This is a genomic window from Lysinibacillus sp. K60 (assembly GCF_019731275.1).
In the GTDB taxonomy this organism is placed as follows: Bacteria; Bacillota; Bacilli; order Bacillales_A; family Planococcaceae; genus Lysinibacillus; species Lysinibacillus capsici.
In genome coordinates, this window is the sequence record NZ_JAASJR010000001.1 from 373714 (window position 1) to 389751 (window position 16038).

The 16038-nt window shown below is 37.2% G+C and carries 7 protein-coding genes and 3 pseudogenes; 4 read left to right on the forward strand and 6 right to left on the reverse strand.

Annotated features, from left to right (window positions below; genetic code table 11):
* Positions 1-595: 595 nt before the first annotated feature.
* Positions 596-4417: an S-layer homology domain-containing protein gene (locus tag HCH28_RS01935; protein ID WP_221679393.1), complete on the forward strand. Its 3822-nt coding sequence runs from the start codon at positions 596-598 to the stop codon at positions 4415-4417.
* A 199-nt stretch (positions 4418-4616) separates the two neighbouring features.
* Positions 4617-5075: pseudogene (gene tnpA, locus HCH28_RS01940) on the forward strand (IS200/IS605 family transposase).
* Between the two features lie 255 nt (positions 5076-5330).
* Here tnpA and HCH28_RS01945 read toward each other — a convergent pair.
* The 4 genes and pseudogenes from HCH28_RS01945 to HCH28_RS01960 all read right to left on the reverse strand — a co-directional run bounded on the left by HCH28_RS01945 (position 5331) and on the right by HCH28_RS01960 (position 8116).
* A pseudogene (locus HCH28_RS01945) lies at positions 5331-6673 on the reverse strand (IS3 family transposase).
* Positions 6674-6733: 60 nt separating this feature from the next.
* Positions 6734-7014, reverse strand: a pseudogene (locus HCH28_RS01950) (transposase); the annotation flags it as partial.
* Positions 6987-7661 carry an IS3 family transposase gene (locus HCH28_RS01955; protein WP_221679815.1) on the reverse strand — a complete coding sequence of 225 codons (675 nt, stop codon included), beginning with the start codon at positions 7659-7661 and terminating at the stop codon, positions 6987-6989. The pseudogene HCH28_RS01950 and the gene HCH28_RS01955, both read right to left, overlap by 28 nt.
* Positions 7559-8116: a helix-turn-helix domain-containing protein gene (locus tag HCH28_RS01960; protein WP_221679397.1), complete on the reverse strand. Its 558-nt coding sequence runs from the start codon at positions 8114-8116 to the stop codon at positions 7559-7561. The genes HCH28_RS01955 and HCH28_RS01960 overlap by 103 nt, the downstream gene beginning before the upstream one ends.
* Positions 8117-8921: 805 nt before the next feature.
* Here HCH28_RS01960 and HCH28_RS01965 point away from each other — a divergent pair.
* Both HCH28_RS01965 and HCH28_RS01970 read left to right on the forward strand, forming a co-directional pair.
* The gene (locus tag HCH28_RS01965; RefSeq protein WP_221679398.1) at positions 8922-10814 is read left to right on the forward strand and encodes a stalk domain-containing protein; all 1893 of its coding nucleotides are present in this window, start codon (positions 8922-8924) and stop codon (positions 10812-10814) included.
* Positions 10815-10880: 66 nt separating this feature from the next.
* The gene (locus tag HCH28_RS01970; RefSeq protein WP_221679399.1) at positions 10881-13379 is read left to right on the forward strand and encodes an S-layer homology domain-containing protein; all 2499 of its coding nucleotides are present in this window, start codon (positions 10881-10883) and stop codon (positions 13377-13379) included.
* A gap of 422 nt (positions 13380-13801) precedes the next feature.
* Here the strand turns inward: HCH28_RS01970 and HCH28_RS01975 are convergent, their stop codons facing one another.
* Complete coding sequence (locus HCH28_RS01975; protein ID WP_255600411.1) at positions 13802-15058, reverse strand: HlyD family secretion protein; 1257 nt, start codon at positions 15056-15058, stop codon at positions 13802-13804.
* Positions 15058-15735 carry a hypothetical protein gene (locus tag HCH28_RS01980; RefSeq protein WP_221679402.1) on the reverse strand — a complete coding sequence of 226 codons (678 nt, stop codon included), beginning with the start codon at positions 15733-15735 and terminating at the stop codon, positions 15058-15060. Before HCH28_RS01980 ends, HCH28_RS01975 begins: the two co-directional genes overlap by 1 nt.
* Between the last annotated feature and the right edge of the window lie 303 nt (positions 15736-16038).

The window sequence follows — 16038 nt, forward strand, 5'->3', positions numbered from 1 at the left end:
AACTATCAAAAGTGTAGCATAAAAAGTGGCAATCTATTATTACAACATGGGGACAGATAGATTTAGCTTTTTACTTAATAAAGAAGAAACTCATAAAGTTGGTGAGGAAGAGGCAGAATTCGCTATGAAACGCCTTCTATATTTCTGTTTCTTTACAATTATAACTAAAATATTACGGGAGTCTTTAATTTTTGACAATTTAGTAACCATTCCAGAAAATGCTTGGTTATTATTGAGAGTAAGGTATAATAGGTAACGGAACTATATGTTACCAATCCAAATGAGGATATAATTAGTTGTAATTTTAATGGTTTCTATTAAATACCATATTAGGTATGGTAAAAAAATCTTCTATAACTAAATTTATGTCCCAATGCTTGAATTTCGGAAAAGATAGTGTTATATTATTGTAGAAAGTGAATAAACTTACTAGAATGGTATTCTACTACGCTTTTTCTAGTAAATTTACTAACAAATTTGCTTTAGTTTTGTATTATTCAAGAAAGCTATAATACATACATTTAGGTAACTAGGCGGTACTATAGTTTTCGTTGGATTAATATCAATTTAAGGAATTTTAGGGAGGAATACATTAATGGCAAAGCAAAACAAAGGCCGTAAGTTTTTCGCGGCATCAGCAACAGCTGCATTAGTTGCATCAGCAATCGTTCCTGTAGCATCTGCTGCGCAAGTAAACGACTATAACAAAATCTCTGGATACGCTAAAGAAGCAGTTCAATCTTTAGTTGACGCTGGTGTAATCCAAGGTGATACTAACGGGAACTTCAACCCACTTAACACAGTAACTCGTGCACAAGCTGCAGAAATCTTCACGAAAGCTCTAGAATTAGAAGCTGACGGCGATGTAAACTTCTCAGACGTTAAAAAAGGTGCTTGGTACTACAACTCAATCGCAGCAGTAGTAGCAAACGGCATTTTTGAAGGCGTAAGTGCAAAAGAATTCGCACCAAACAAATCTTTAACTCGTTCTGAAGCAGCTAAAGTTCTTGTAGATGCTTTCGGTTTAGAAGGTAGCGAAAGCCTAAGCCAATTCGCTGACGCTTCTCAAGTAAAAGGTTGGGCTAAAGATGCTCTAGAAACTGCTGTAGCAAACGGAATCTTCACTGGTTCTGAAGAAAACGGTAAATTAAACCTTAAACCAAACGCAGCGATCACTCGTCAAGACTTCGCAGTAGTATTCGCTCGTACGCTTGATCTAGCTGTTGAAACAGTTGACGCTTCTGTAAAAGCTATCAACAACACAACTGTTGAAGTAACATTCGACGAAGAAGTTGATAACGTAGAAGCTCTTAAATTCAAAATCGAAGGCTTAGAAGTTAAAAACGCAGCTGTTAAACAAACTAACAAAAATGTTGTTGTATTAACTACTGAAGCTCAAACTGCTGACAAAGAGTACGTTGTAACTCTTGATGGCGAAACAATCGGTAAATTCAAAGGTATCGAAGCTGTAGTTCCAAAATCAATCGTATTAAAAACTACAAACACTCAAGGTAAAGTAGGTAACCAAGTAACACTTACTGCTGATGTTGGCGTAAAAGCTGCTGGTATCCCTGTAACTTTCAACGTTGATGCTCCAACTGGTTCTTTAAACAAAGATGCTGTTGTTGAAGTTTACACTAACGCTGAAGGTATTGCTTCTTACTCTTACACTCAATATGCACCAGATGCTGATGATGTAACTGTTTACCCAACAGGTGCTCCTCAATTACGTGCATTCGGTACTGTGTACTGGGGCGTTGACAACATCTTAACTATTGAAGAAGTTACTACTGGTAACACATTAGCTAACGGTGTTAAGAAAACTTATAAAGTAACATTCAAAGATCCTAAAACAGGTGCTGCTCTTAGCAACCGCGATTTAAACGTATCATTTGTTGAAAACACAAATGTTGCATATAACGCTATTTCAAAAGCTACTGTTACAAATCCAGCTACTGGTTTAACAGTTACTCCATACCAAGCAACAACTGGTTACTCAGAAGAAATCAAAGTTAAAACTGATTCTAACGGTCAAGCTACATTTGTTGTTTCTGGTACAAACACTGCTGTAACACCTTATGTATTCGTTGACGGTTCAAGCTCTGTATTAGGCGTTTCAACTGTTACTGGTACTAACAATGTTACACAAGCTACTACTGCAAACAAAAAATGGGAAGCAACTGAATTAACAGCTACTGCAGCACAAGTTAAATTTGAAGGTGCTCAATTAAACCACCAAATCACTGTTGAACGTGACGGTGAAGAAGAAGCTGCAGCTATTTATGGTTCAAAAACAAATGGCCGTGAATATAAAGTAAAAGTGCTTGACAAAGATGGTAAAGCATACGCTAACGGTCTTGTAAACATCGCACTTGACGAAGTAATCGACCGTAATCTAAATACAAACTCAAACGCTAAGTTTGCTAATGTTGAAGACGGTAAAGCTCTTCAAGATTTAACAGCTAACGGACAACAAGGTAAAATTAAATTAGACTCAAAAGGTGAAGCAACAGTTGTTCTTTACGGAGCAAAAGGTGAAGTGGGAACTCCAGTAGTATGGATCGACCAAAACACTTCTCAAAACAACCAAACAGGTGTATTAGAAGATGGCGAGCCATTCTTCAAAGCGCCAGCTTCTAACTTCCAATATGAGCGTGTAATTGGTGCTGAGTTCAAAGTTGAAGGTAAAACTTCAGACCAAAATGTAGGTGCTGATGGTGTTGCTAACTACACATTCGCTCTTACTAACCAAAGTGGTAAAGCTTTAGAGCGTTTACAAGGTAAATTGACTTATGAAATTCGCAACACAAGCGGTCAACCAATCGTTGTGAAAACACCAGTTACTTACCGTGACCAAAACAATGTTGCAGCGACTTCATTTGCAATCCAAGAATATGGTAGCATTACAATTTCAGCTGAGGTAGTAAACACTGCTAATGCAGCATTCACTATTGAAACTGCTCCAAATGGTAAAGCAGCTACTGTAGTTGTAACTCCATCATTCGTTACATCTAACAACTTCGATGCAAGTGCTGATAACGGTATTACAACTGATGCACGTGACTTCAACAAGTATGTTACTGCTAAAGGTTTAACTGCTACATTCGGTAATAGCACAGTAATCGACAAAGAACACACTGGTTACCTACGTGGATACAACACTGCTGATAAAAAAGTAACATTTGATGGTAAAGACGCTGTTAAATATGCTGGTGAATCTGGTAAAACATATGAGTACTATGGTTTACAAGGAAATCCAATCATCGGTGCTGATAACTTTATCACTGCTTTAGAAACTGCTGCAAATGTAAACCCTGCTACGGGTGTAGGTACTAATGCAGTACGTGCAACATATAAAGTTGTTGACAATGTAGTTAAATTCTATTTACTAGATGCATCTAACGGTGTTGGATTCTTTACTTCTAAACAAAACATTCCTGTAGCACCTGGTGCTGATGGTACAATCGCAATTACTCCTGCGACAGTTAACCATACTCAAGATATGACTGTAACTGTAACTGATGCAGATTTCAATGTAGCTGGTACTACAGCTCTTACTCAAGATACTATTAAGCTTACGTATACTTTAACTGGTGGAACTAATCAAGGTACACATACTGTAACACTTACTGAAACTGGTGCTGCTACAGGTACATTTACTTATACAATTCCTGCATCATTCTATCAAGGTGCTACTTCTATAACTGCAAGCTATGTTGATGAGAAAACATCTACTTCTACATCACAAGTTCGTACAGCTACAAAAGCTATTGCAGGTGTGGTAGGTGTATTAAATGTTGCATCTCAACCAACTACTGCATTCAACGATGGAATTACGCCTGCAACAGTAACTTTAGTTCCAACTGGAACAAATGCTGCTGGTAATGTTGATGTTACAATTGATGGTAATAAACAAACTGTTGCTATTCCAGAAAATGCATCTGTAGCAGATTTAAAAGCTGCATTTGATGCAAAATTCCCTGGAATTGCTACTACTACAGCAACTGATGTTGTATTAAAATCAAAAACAAAAACAAATGATATTGAAATTGGTGTAACTACAATTACTGGTATTACAAACTTTGCAACTGGTACAATTAATCCAGTTACTGGTGTTGCTACACCTGCTGTTTGGTCATTTGATGTAACAACTAGTCCAGCTGTAGGCGAAAAACTATCAGTTACATTTAATGGCGTTACAAAAACTTTAACTGCATTAGCTGCTACTGGAACTCCAGTTGTTGGTACTTCATTCGTGACTGATGCAACTCAAGCTACAGCAGAAGCTAATATTGCAGCTGCACTAGCTGGAGCATTCCCTGGTCATACAGTTGCTGTAGCTGGCGGATTTATTACAATTACACAAGATACTGCAAAAGAAACTAATGCTACACTTTCTGCAACAATAACTAAATAATTTAATACTATTTAGAAAAGATATTAACAAGTAAAACCCGTATGAGAAAAAACTCATACGGGTTTTTTTTGTGTGCTTTGAATCCCCCTGCATAGCAGGGGGATCCGGAAAGCTTTTAGCTATGGACAATAAAAAAGCTCCAAACGTACAATAAAGTCAGATCTAGTCAACCGACTTCGTACGAAAGGAGCCACCATAAATGGATAATAAAAGTTTAGCACATACAACATGGAATTGTAAGTATCATATCGTCTTTGCGCCAAAGTATAGAAGGCAGATTATTTATGGTCAAATTAAAGCAGATGTTGGGAGAATATTGCGCCAGTTATGTGAAAGAAAAGATGTAGAAATCATAGAGGCAACAGCCTGTCCTGACCATATTCATATGTTGGTAAGTATTCCTCAGAAATTGAGTGGGTTATTTAAAAGGGAAGAGTAGTCTAATGATTTTCGACCGCATGCGAATTTAAAGTATAAATATGGTAATCGTCATTTCTGGTATTGAGGATACTATGTGGACACAGTCGGCCGAAATAAGAAAAAGATACAGGAGTATATAAAAAATCAATTACAAGAAGATATCCTGCAAGATCAAATGACGATGAAAGAATTCATTGACCCCTTCACAGGAGAAGAAATCAAGAGAAAGAAAAAATAAGTAGCCGCTCTAGCGGTTTGAGGTGAAAACGGAGTGCGGTTGGCGGACCATTCAGAATGCCTTTAGACATGGGCCAGTACCCCAGCGTTTCATGCGCAGAGCAAGAGGCTGGGATAGAACTTGATTAAATTGATAAAACAATAAAAATGGATATTAGCTTTTTCACTTCAAGAAGTTAAATATGCTTTCCTAAATCAAAAAAATGTTAGACCAATTATATGAAGTGACCCCTAAAAGTTAGACACGGTTAGTTCATTAGGCTGCTTGAGTAAAATGAGTTCGGTATTGTACCGGACTCATTTTAAATTTTGCCTTCATCCGTTTGTTATTGTAATAATCAATATAATTTTCTAATTCTTTTTTGAAATGTTCGACACTTTCAAATTCTTTTAGATAAAGGAATTCTGATTTCATAATCCCAAAGAAATTCTCCATCACGGAGCTGTTGTAACAGTTTCCTTTACGAGACATGCTTTGCGCGATACTTCTTGATTGAAGGGTTTGACGATATTGCTTCATTTGATAATGCCACCCTTGATCTAAATGCATCAGTAGCTGGTGGTCCTCAGGTAGATGTTCTAAGGCTTTCTCTAACAATTCTGAAACAAGAGAGTACGTTGGTCTAAAGCCAATTGTATAGGTAATGATTTCACCATTAAATAAATCTAAAACAGGTGATAAATAAAGTTTTTTTAAACTCTGTAATATCCGTTACCCATTTCTCATTGGGTGCTTCCGATGTAAAGTTTCGATCTAAAATATTTGGCGCAATTTTACCGACTGTACCTTTATATGATTTATATTTTTTCATGCGTACAATACACTTTAAATCTAACTCTTTCATAATACGTTGAACCTTCTTATGATTCACTTTTTGCCCGCGATTCGCTAGTTCATCACGAATACGACGGTAGCCATAACGACCGTAGTGTTCTACAAAAATCGCCTTTATTTCGTTTTTTAGATCTGTATCTGAATCTGGTAAATCTATTTTCTTTGAGATGTCATAGAATGTACTTCTTGGAATGTCTACTAACGCCAAAGTGCCTTTACTAAATATTTATGCCTTAATTCACAAATGATTTTTACTTTGTCTTCCGTAGTGATTTTTCCTTGTTTTGAACTAGGGCGTTCAACTTTTTTAAATACTCGTTTTCCATTTCAAGCTGTTTAATACGTGCTTGAAGTGCTTCAGTAGAGCTTTCTATTGGTGCTTGTTTTGGTTGTTTGTTTAATTCTTTTTTCATGGATGGACGCCCCTTTTTCTTCGGAAGGAGGGCGTCAACACCAGAAAAGTCAACTTGCCTTTGCCATTGATGTATGGTAGAAGGGGAAGGAATATTATAGACTGCTGCTGTCTGTGTAAGAGACGCCCCAAATTCGATCATATAATTTAGTACGTCCATTTTAAATTGAATCTCATAGTTTGTATAGTTTGGAATCAATCCTTGTTCGCCATTTTCTTTGTATAGAGCTATCCAATTTAATAAAGGTGTTTTGCTTATATTGAAACGCTTGGCAATTGCTCGCATTGATTCTTTACTGTCTAAATAGGCAAGTACCGCCTGTAATTTTAATTCGTAAGAATATTTAGCCATAGAAAAACTGCACCTCCAATTGTTGTATAGGTAGTGACCCCTTAAAGTTAGAGTTTTTATTTATGCAGCTAATTGGCTGGCATGAGTTCGGTATTTTACCGGACTCATGCCGGCCAATTTTTGTTTAATACGTTCGTTGTTATAGTAGTGGATATATTTTTCAATTTTCTTTTTTAACACGTCATATGAGACTAATTCTTCCCCGTAATACATTTCTTGTTTGAGTAAGCCAAAGAAGTTTTCCATTGCTGCATTGTCTGCACACGTTGCTTTGCGAGACATGCTTTGGAAAATCTTGTTCTGCTTTAATGTTTCACCCATTTATTATGTTGATAGTGCCAGCCTTGATCTGAATGGATTGTTGTTCGTATTCTGCACGTTCTCGAATGACTGGAAGGGCTTGTTTCAATGAGTCCAGCACAAAATCCATTGTAGGCCGTTTAGACATACTGAACCCAATAACCTCTCCGTTATATAAGTCCATAATTGGGCTCAGATATAGTTTTTCATCATCTGTACATTTGAATTCAGTTACGTCTGTCACCACTTTTTGTACGGCGTAAGGCGTATAGAAACGGCGATTTAAACGATTTTTCGCCACTTTTCCAACCATACCTTTATACGATTTATAGCGCGACTTGCGGACGAATTTCTCACATTTCAAATCTAATTCCTGCATAATGTGCTGTACTTTTTTGTGATTAATGATGTAGCCTTGCGCTTTTAACTCCGTATGAATACGACGATAGCCATATCGTCCTTCATGTTTCTTAAACGTCTCTAAAATCAACGTTTGCCATTCCTTATCTGGATATTCCTGATGCAGTTGCTTGATGTGATAATGATACGTAGCTTCTGGAATATCTACACGCATTAAAATGTCTTTTAATCGGAATCCTTCTTCTTTGAGTTCAAAGGCAATGACTGCTTGTGCTTTCCGAGGAATGCTTCCGGGTTCTCTCGAAAAGCCTTCAACTTTTTTAAGTATGCCACCTCTAGACGAAGCAGTTCATTTTCACGTTCTAACTGCTCCTCACGTGACATTTCTTTTTCTTGTTTAGTTGGTTTTGATTTTTTCGACATAGATGGGCGCCCCTTTGCTTTTTCTTGCAGGCCCTCTATCCCTTCTTCCAGAAATTTTTGGTTCCATTTAGCGATTAAACGTGGTTTGTTCATCTTAAATTGAATCACTGTCTCTTGATAGGAAGCACCTGTTTGTTTCATAAAGTGTAATACATCTACTTTAAATTTAACAGAATAGACTTCCTTACTTCTTTTTCGTTTAATACCATTATTCCCATATGCTTTGTAGGCAGCTACCCATGTTCTAATTGCTGTATTAGATGAAATGGAATATTTTTTAGCTAATCGTTTAGGACCTATTTTTCCTGTTAAATACTCTTTCACAACCTTTAACTTAAATTCATCGCTATATTTTGCCATAAAAAAACACCCCAAAAGTTTTTTACTCTAACTTTTGGGGTGCAGCAGTGCAGCACCATGTCTAACAATTGGGGTGCAGTTCAATATCTTGGTCTAACATTTTTTTGTCCCACCCTCTCTGATTTGAGATAGATAATAGATACTAAACTAATTTTAGTTCAAAGTTTATGTTTTATTCATAGTAGATATATTGGAATGTAACTAAAAGGATCTACAAGTAATTTAATAATTGGCACACCCGTTGTTACTCAATGAGAATTTCATTTTACAAAGTGTTGTTTGCAGTAAGAAAACTATCTGTTTCTGCTGAAACGGAATATGCAGCAACTGATGTAATTAAAATGATAAAATATTTCCGATATAACAAAAAACAATATTTAAAAACACCTCTCTATTGAGAAAAATTTCTCTTTAAAAGCTATCCTATCAATTAAAATTAAACATTTAACAAAATTTTGTGTTAGGCAATTGAAAGTTATGTAACTTTTTATACTTTAAAAAGTCTAATGAAAAGAATAGATAGAATGCTAATATAAATCTTTCAAAAATATTTCGAATAGAGTGATTAAAATTTAATAGAAGGCATATTTTTTGAAATATATATAAGATTTTATTCAGAAACAATAAGTTTGATCGAAAATGGAAATGGTGTTTTGGAATATCATTTACTTTATATGAAGCTTTCGAAGGAGAAAGGCTAGCACTCTAGTACCGAATTCTACTCTTTTCGATAAAAATCCCACATTTTAGGGGTTTTTCGTGTTAAGATGATAAAGACTATTGTAAGAGGAAAAAGGAGATTAAGATGTTTAAGAAACTTAGGACTACATGTATTGTATCGGCAGTTGCGTTGGCTACGATTTTGCCAGGACAAGCGTCTGCATCGGCTACTAGTAACAATGGAATTCAGATAAAAAACAATGTTTCGATTATGATTAATGGAGAGACGATTCAAGTCAATGATCCTATTTTAAATAAATCGGATTTCTTATTATTACCAATGCGTGCATTGTATGAAGCAGTTGGTGCAAGTGTGGATTGGGATAAGGAAACGTTGACGGCATCGGCGATTCGCAATGGTAAAATGGTTGATTTAACGATCAATTCGAATACGGCTTTAGTAGATGGTCAAGAGGTTGCAATGGATGTTGCACCGTTTATGTATAAAGATCGTACCTACATGCCATTACGTTTCGTCAGCGAAAACTTTGATGGAGTTGTTAATTGGGATGAGGCTACTCAATCGGTGGATATCACATTATCAGATGAAACAACAGCACCACCGCAGGAAGACCCATATATCTTACATATCAATAACAAACGTATTGTCATGAAAGATCCGATTGTTTCAAAGGATGGAAGAACCTATTTACCTGCTAGCTATATTTATGATTATTTAGATGATTCATCTGGTACTTGGCAACCTGATGGTTCCTTTGAATTGTTAATTGGTGGGATGAGCTTTATTTTCAATGATAACAGCAATCAGGCTTTGGTTAATAACGAAGCAGTGACAATGATCGAAAAGCCATTTATACAAAAAGGCAAAATGTACATTCCTGCTAAGTTTCTTGTGGATGCATTAGGCGGAAATTTACGTTATATCACAGAGAAAAAAGAAATGTATATTTATGTTTACCGTTATATGTTCACAAGCCCCTTCCTTGATAAATCATATGGCACGACGTCATCACCCGAGGCTGTTCCTTCTGCTCGTTTAGAGGGGGATCGTGATTTATTTATTAGTGATAATCCTGAAACGTTAACACGTAAGCTTGTGCCAATGAATAATGCGACGCTTGCCCAATATGATGTCAAACCAACTGCGGCAACGAATAAGCATCGTGTTTTTGGCTGGCATTACAACACATTAGGTACGGATGTCACTCTTGGCATTACCGTTCAAAACAAGTCTACAACAGAGAGTATTAAGGTGACTGATTCGAAGGGCATTAGCCAAAAAACGGGTAATAGTTGGGTAGGTCATGACCTTGGCTTGACGATTGCGGACGCTGTTTTAAATAATAAGCTTCAAAAATCGGAAAGTAGTGGTATTGTCATTGCACCAGGGGAAACAAAGGTCATTGAAACATACGATTTACACTATGATTATATTATCGGCTTTTTACATGATATAGATATTCAAGCAGTCAATGGTGGAAAGCCAGAGTATACGATTCGTACAGTGCTTTCGAAAGATAATACAGATTTAACAACTATCCAATCGGAGCAGGTTGCGGTGGATGAGTATGCGAAACATCCAAGAGGTGCGTGGCCAAGTGCGACAATTCTAGCAGAGTTACCAGCCTATACAGTAGATTCTCCTGAGGTAGGCTATAACATTTCGAATGGCCGTACAGACCATTTACAAACGGCTGAAAATTCATTTTCTCAAATCAATGGTGCTGTAGGAAACCCAGGTCACTTCGGTATGAACTATAAAGTGTCCATTCCAGTTGTCAATCCAACAGGCTCTACAAAAACGATTAAGCTGAAGTTGGCTGGTCGAGGAGGATTATACAGCGGAGCGATTAAGGTGAATGGCAATGTGTATTTAGTGCCTTCTTTAAGAGTTGGGGCAGAGTATGTTGAATTACCAGATTTCAAAATGAAGGGTTCAAAAGATACGATTGAATTAGAGTTAATGCATGCTGGTGGTGTGAACCTTCCAGTAGCAATCTATGTAGAAACAAAATAAAAAAGTCACTGGCATGGGCCATGTGACATGGTACGTGCCATACTTTGAATTAATTCGGAGTGAAAAATGGCAAGAAAACTAATAACGATTATTGTAGTCCTATTCATGCTTACACTAACAGTTAGCCCCATACATGGACAAGCTGCTGGTTTAGGCAATAAAGTCAGTGAAGTTAAAACAGAAGTTTCACCACAGGTAACACATACACAGCAAAACTATACGTCAGGTTCGATACGTCAGTTTGTAAATGTTTTAGATGTCAATTTAAATAATACATATACAAAACTAGAAATTGGTATGCCCAATCCTATTAATTCATTAAAAACAACATCAGCGATGGCCAAGCAAAACACATATGATGGGCATCGTGTTGTTGGGGCTGTCAATGCCTCTTACTTTTTAGGAAATGGTATGCCTGCGAACTTGTTAGCAGAAAATAATGAAATTGTGAACTATGGTATTTTGGGAGATACATATGATAGCCCAACACAAAAGCCAGTTGCATTTGGTTTATCGAAATCAGGGAAAGCGATTGCAGACTATTATTCTACGAATCTAACTTTCCAAGTGAATGGCAAAAGCTATCCTATCGATCTTATTAATAGTGAACGAGGAACAAATAAAAACGTTTTATATACACCGGAAAAAAGATCAACAGGGACAAATACATGGGGTGTAGAACTCGTTGTGTCGGGCGCTAGTCAAGATACAAGCACCTTGCATTTTGGTGACCAGTTCTCTGGTACAGTATCTCATGTAACAGCATATGGAGCAGAAGGTAACTCTTCTGTACCATCAGATGGCTTTGTTATCTCTGTCCAAAATAAAGAGTTAGCCGCTGAATTAAGTAGCATTACAGCAGGTACAAGCGTGGATGTCAGCTTATCAATCGATCAAAAATGGATGGATGCACAGTTCATCTTAGCTGCTGGACCAATGCTTGTGCGTAACGGCAAAGTGGATATTTCTATGCCAACGAATTCAGGGTTTGCTTCCACACGTAGTCCACGTACAGCGGTAGCTATAGATGCTACAGGTACAAAGGTATCTCTTGTCACGATTGATGGTCGCATAAGTGGTCATAGTAATGGTGTTAATTTATCAGATTTAGCTGCTCATTTAATTTCAGTGGGTGCTTCTTCGGCTATTAACCTAGATGGAGGCGGCTCTACAGCAATGGTGGCGCGTAATCCAGGAGGTTATTTCGCTAATCTAGTGAATAGACCGTCAGAGGGTAGTGAACGTCGTGTATCTGCCATTTTACAGGTAGTGAATACAGCGCCACCAGGGAAAGTAAAATCAATTACGTTAAGTAGTGTTAGTGTTGGTCAGGTAATGAAAGGATCTTCTGTAGATATGCAAGTTGCAAGTGCCTATGATCAATACTTGAATCCAATGACCATCAACCCAGCAAATATGAACTGGACAGTTGAAGGAAATATCGGCAAAATGGACGGTGCAACCTTCACAGCAACACAAAAGGGTGAAGGGAAAATTATTGGCGAGTATGAAGGAATTCGTACGTCTACAGCTGTGAAAGTAGTAGATCTAGCAGAGAAACCAATTGTACTAGATAGCTTTGATAATACTTCTTCTTGGATAACAGAAACAGCGAAAGCCAATGCTTCATTAGCAAGCTCTAAAGAGTATGCTAGACAGGGGACTGCTAGCTTACAATTAAACTATGATTTCACAACTAGTGGCACAGGCACAAAAGCTGCCTATATGGTTGCGAAAACACCAATTGCTATTTCAGGGCAGCCTAAAAATATCGGTCTTTGGGTATTTGGCGATGCTGGTAAGCATTGGCTAAGAGGCGTTGTGATTGATGGTGCTGGAGCGAAGCATACAATTGATTTCACAAGCCAGGGTGGTTTAGACTGGAGTGGTTGGAAGTACGTGACGGCGAATATTCCGAGTGACTTACCACAGCCATTGAAATTCGAGCGTTTGTATGTTGCTCAGCCAACAGCTTCTCTTCAGAAGAAAGGTCAGCTGTATTTCGATCAATTACAAGCGGTTTATAAAGATAATCATGAGGAATTAGTTTACACAGATGTAACAAAAGGGCATTGGGCATTTTCCGAAATCCAAAGTCTATACGATCAATCACTTATTAAAGGATACTCAAATGGAACGTTCAAACCTGAGGCATCCATTACACGTGCAGAGGCTGCTACAATCATCGCTAGAGCTTTAAATCTAACTACAACGAAGGATTCTAGCTTTAAAGATGTGAGTAAGAGCCATTATGCATACAGTGCCATTGCCGCAGTTGAGCAGGCTGGCATTATCAAAGGGCAAGAGGCAGGAAAGTTTAATCCAAACGGACAGCTTTCCCGTGCAGAAATGTCTGCCATTTTAACAAGGGCCTATAAGTTAACAGGTACAAGCAAAGTAAGCTTCTCAGATGTAAAATCAACACATTGGGCATACAGCCATATCCAAGCACTTGTCGCAAATGATTTAACTGGCGGTTTCCCAGATAACACATTTAGACCAGATGCACAAATTACACGTGCGCAATTTGCAAGCTTCTTAAATAGATGCTTATCATTAAAATAAAGAAGACAAATCCTCTGTAACAGCTACAGAGGATTCTTTATGTTGTCTTGAAAAACAAAACAATTAACAGAATTTATGTGAAAGGTGAAGTGGATATCCGTTGTGTGGGCTAGCGCAAAGCACACCAACCCACAACTTTTTGTAAAGGTTTTCACTAATCATTTTATTGAGGAGTGCTGTCACTCAACATTTCTCCACATTTTTCACTACTGTTAGTATGAAAGAAAAGGAAAAGACACATTTTTAGAATGGTTGATTGATTTTGGGTGCAGTTCACGTAAGTGAGTGAAGCGGCTCCCTGGAAAGGACGCTGGCGGAACGGAAATCAACCCATCGCTCGCTTTGCTAAATGTTTTTTTAGTGTTATTTTCTTTTCTAACAAAAAATCCGCCTTGTCCATAAAAAGACGAGGAGGATTTAGATTAGAAAACGATATATTTCACATATTGCTTCCAAGTTAGCTCTTTAAAATGGCTCCATTGGATTTTCTCAACAGGTAATGTTCTGAAGGTATAGGCTTCGATATTACGTTTCTCGTTCGAGAGCATTGGCGTACCTTCATCAAGATAATCCATAAAAATAGCTGACCTAGCCGTTTTGAATTGCACATTGACATCAATTAGCTGAATTTTACCGTCCTGATTGATGATATATAACTTTTTGTTCCCTTTTTTAGCTGTAGCTAGCCATGATTTATCGACTTTATAAGAATCAAATGCTTCGTTGACAATAATAGAGGCTTTGCCAGTTGTCGAAAATGGGATGTCCTCGAGTGGGGCATCCTGCTGTAAGGTTACTTCATAATTAGTTGGTTGTGGTAAGGTAACCGTTTTGGCTAGCTCATTTGCCCAAATTGTCTGATCGTCAGTAGCAATCGTTTGTTTTTCTAATACGATGCCAGATAGATCATCCTTGACATGTTTCACCTTGAAATCTACAGTTTGCCCTTCCTCCACCTTTTGCCATTCCTTTTCTGATAAATAGGCATACATTGCTTTTTCATTCGAATAGATTTCGAAAGTTAGCGCACCAGCTTCTTCCTTAATCGCTGCCACCACACCATCAATAGGGCTGACAATACCCTGACGAGATTGTATTTGTGTAATTTGGGCTTCAAGTAATGCAATTTGACGATTTGTTTCAGCAATATGTCGATTTAACAGGGCAACCGCTGTAGATGCTGAATTTTGTTGAGCAAGCTCTAATTTTAGCGTTACAGATAGCTTGTCATTGATTTGATCCGTATTAATGGAGCTTTTTGGATTCGAATCGTCACCATATTCATCCTCAATTTGATCAAGTGCATCCTGTAAATCTTGTAATTCTGTTTCATAGGCTGTGCGTTCAGATTCAAGCTTTGTTAACTCCTCATCCACCTCATCGGTTTTATAGGTAGCAAGTACATCATTCATCATCACTTCTTGGCCACGCTTTACATTCACAGCTGATAAGTTAGTTGCATCAGCAGTAATCGTGTATGTCTCAGCAGGTGCTACAATGGTTTCTTTATGAACACGCTCTGTATTCGTGCCGATATAAGCTTTTTGAAATTCATCGATAAAGTAGGATCGTGTCACGTTGCCATTATCTTTAAAGACAAAATAAGCATTTATGCCGATTACTAGCATTGCTAACACGATGGTCGTAGTTGTCCATGGTCTTGTTTTGATAAATGTCATCATCCTAACCCCCTAGCAATCCATTCTTTAATTGGTAGTACACTAATCAAACCAACAAATATGGCCATAAATAGCTGTACACCAATCAATTTGACTACTAACATTTTTCTACTAGCCTCTTCCTCCCATTTTGATAGGAAGAGATACTGTACAATAATGATTAAAACCGTTGTTACCGTCAATTGATTGAGGGTAAATAACACGAAATCTGTTTCAATCACCTGTAAGGCAGCAGGAGCTAAGGAGAAGAAAGAAAACATGGTTGTATAGCCTACTGCATAGAAAACAGCAAAGAGGATTGCTTTTTCAATTAATAGAAAGGCTACAACATAAAGCTGTACTCTTTTTATCCAAGTATAAGGAATGTCCGTTAATAGATGTAAAAGATAGGTAACACCATAATAATGGAAGCAAAAATAGACGATTGCCCATAAAACGGCACCAAGCATCGAAAGTATACGTGCTACATAGTATTCATTTTGTAAATCCTTTGCGAATAAGGATGTTAAATTTTCTGTCCCCATTCCCCAATATTCGCGAGCAGCAAACAACAGGATGAAAAGAATGAACACCGTTAGTACTCTTTTTTTATATCCGATGACCTCGCCTTCCTCTACGATGCTAGTAAAGTAGGTAGGATTTTTTAAGCTATGCCAGAACTTATAATGGTAAAACATAAAACAGCGTCCTTTCTTCCAAAATAGGATATCAAAGTTGTAGTATACACCTTGTAAAGATATTATGACATATGAAAATAGCTGTTTTTTTCCAATAAATTCATTGAAAAAACATAATCTCTTATTATATGTCAATTGGTGAAAACCTTATATAACACCATTGTATAGTATAATTGAAATAACTTCCTGTTTTTCTAGCTAGTAATTTAGAAAAATTACTTTTGATATGTCTCATTTTGTAAATATATTAGAATGGCTTGAAATCAAGCAATTTACACCGATACTAAAGTCATAAATTCTAAA

What these genes read in the sequence shown, in the direction of transcription:
- HCH28_RS01935 (WP_221679393.1), top strand. Translation starts at nt 596, where the DNA reads ATGGCAAAGCAAAACAAAGGCCGTAAGTTTTTCGCGGCATCAGCAACA.
- HCH28_RS01960 (WP_221679397.1), bottom strand. Translation starts at nt 8,116, where the DNA reads ATGGCAAAATATAGCGATGAATTTAAGTTAAAGGTTGTGAAAGAGTAT.
- HCH28_RS01965 (WP_221679398.1), top strand. Translation starts at nt 8,922, where the DNA reads ATGTTTAAGAAACTTAGGACTACATGTATTGTATCGGCAGTTGCGTTG.
- HCH28_RS01970 (WP_221679399.1), top strand. Translation starts at nt 10,881, where the DNA reads ATGGCAAGAAAACTAATAACGATTATTGTAGTCCTATTCATGCTTACA.
- HCH28_RS01975 (WP_255600411.1), bottom strand. Translation starts at nt 15,058, where the DNA reads ATGACATTTATCAAAACAAGACCATGGACAACTACGACCATCGTGTTA.
- HCH28_RS01980 (WP_221679402.1), bottom strand. Translation starts at nt 15,735, where the DNA reads ATGTTTTACCATTATAAGTTCTGGCATAGCTTAAAAAATCCTACCTAC.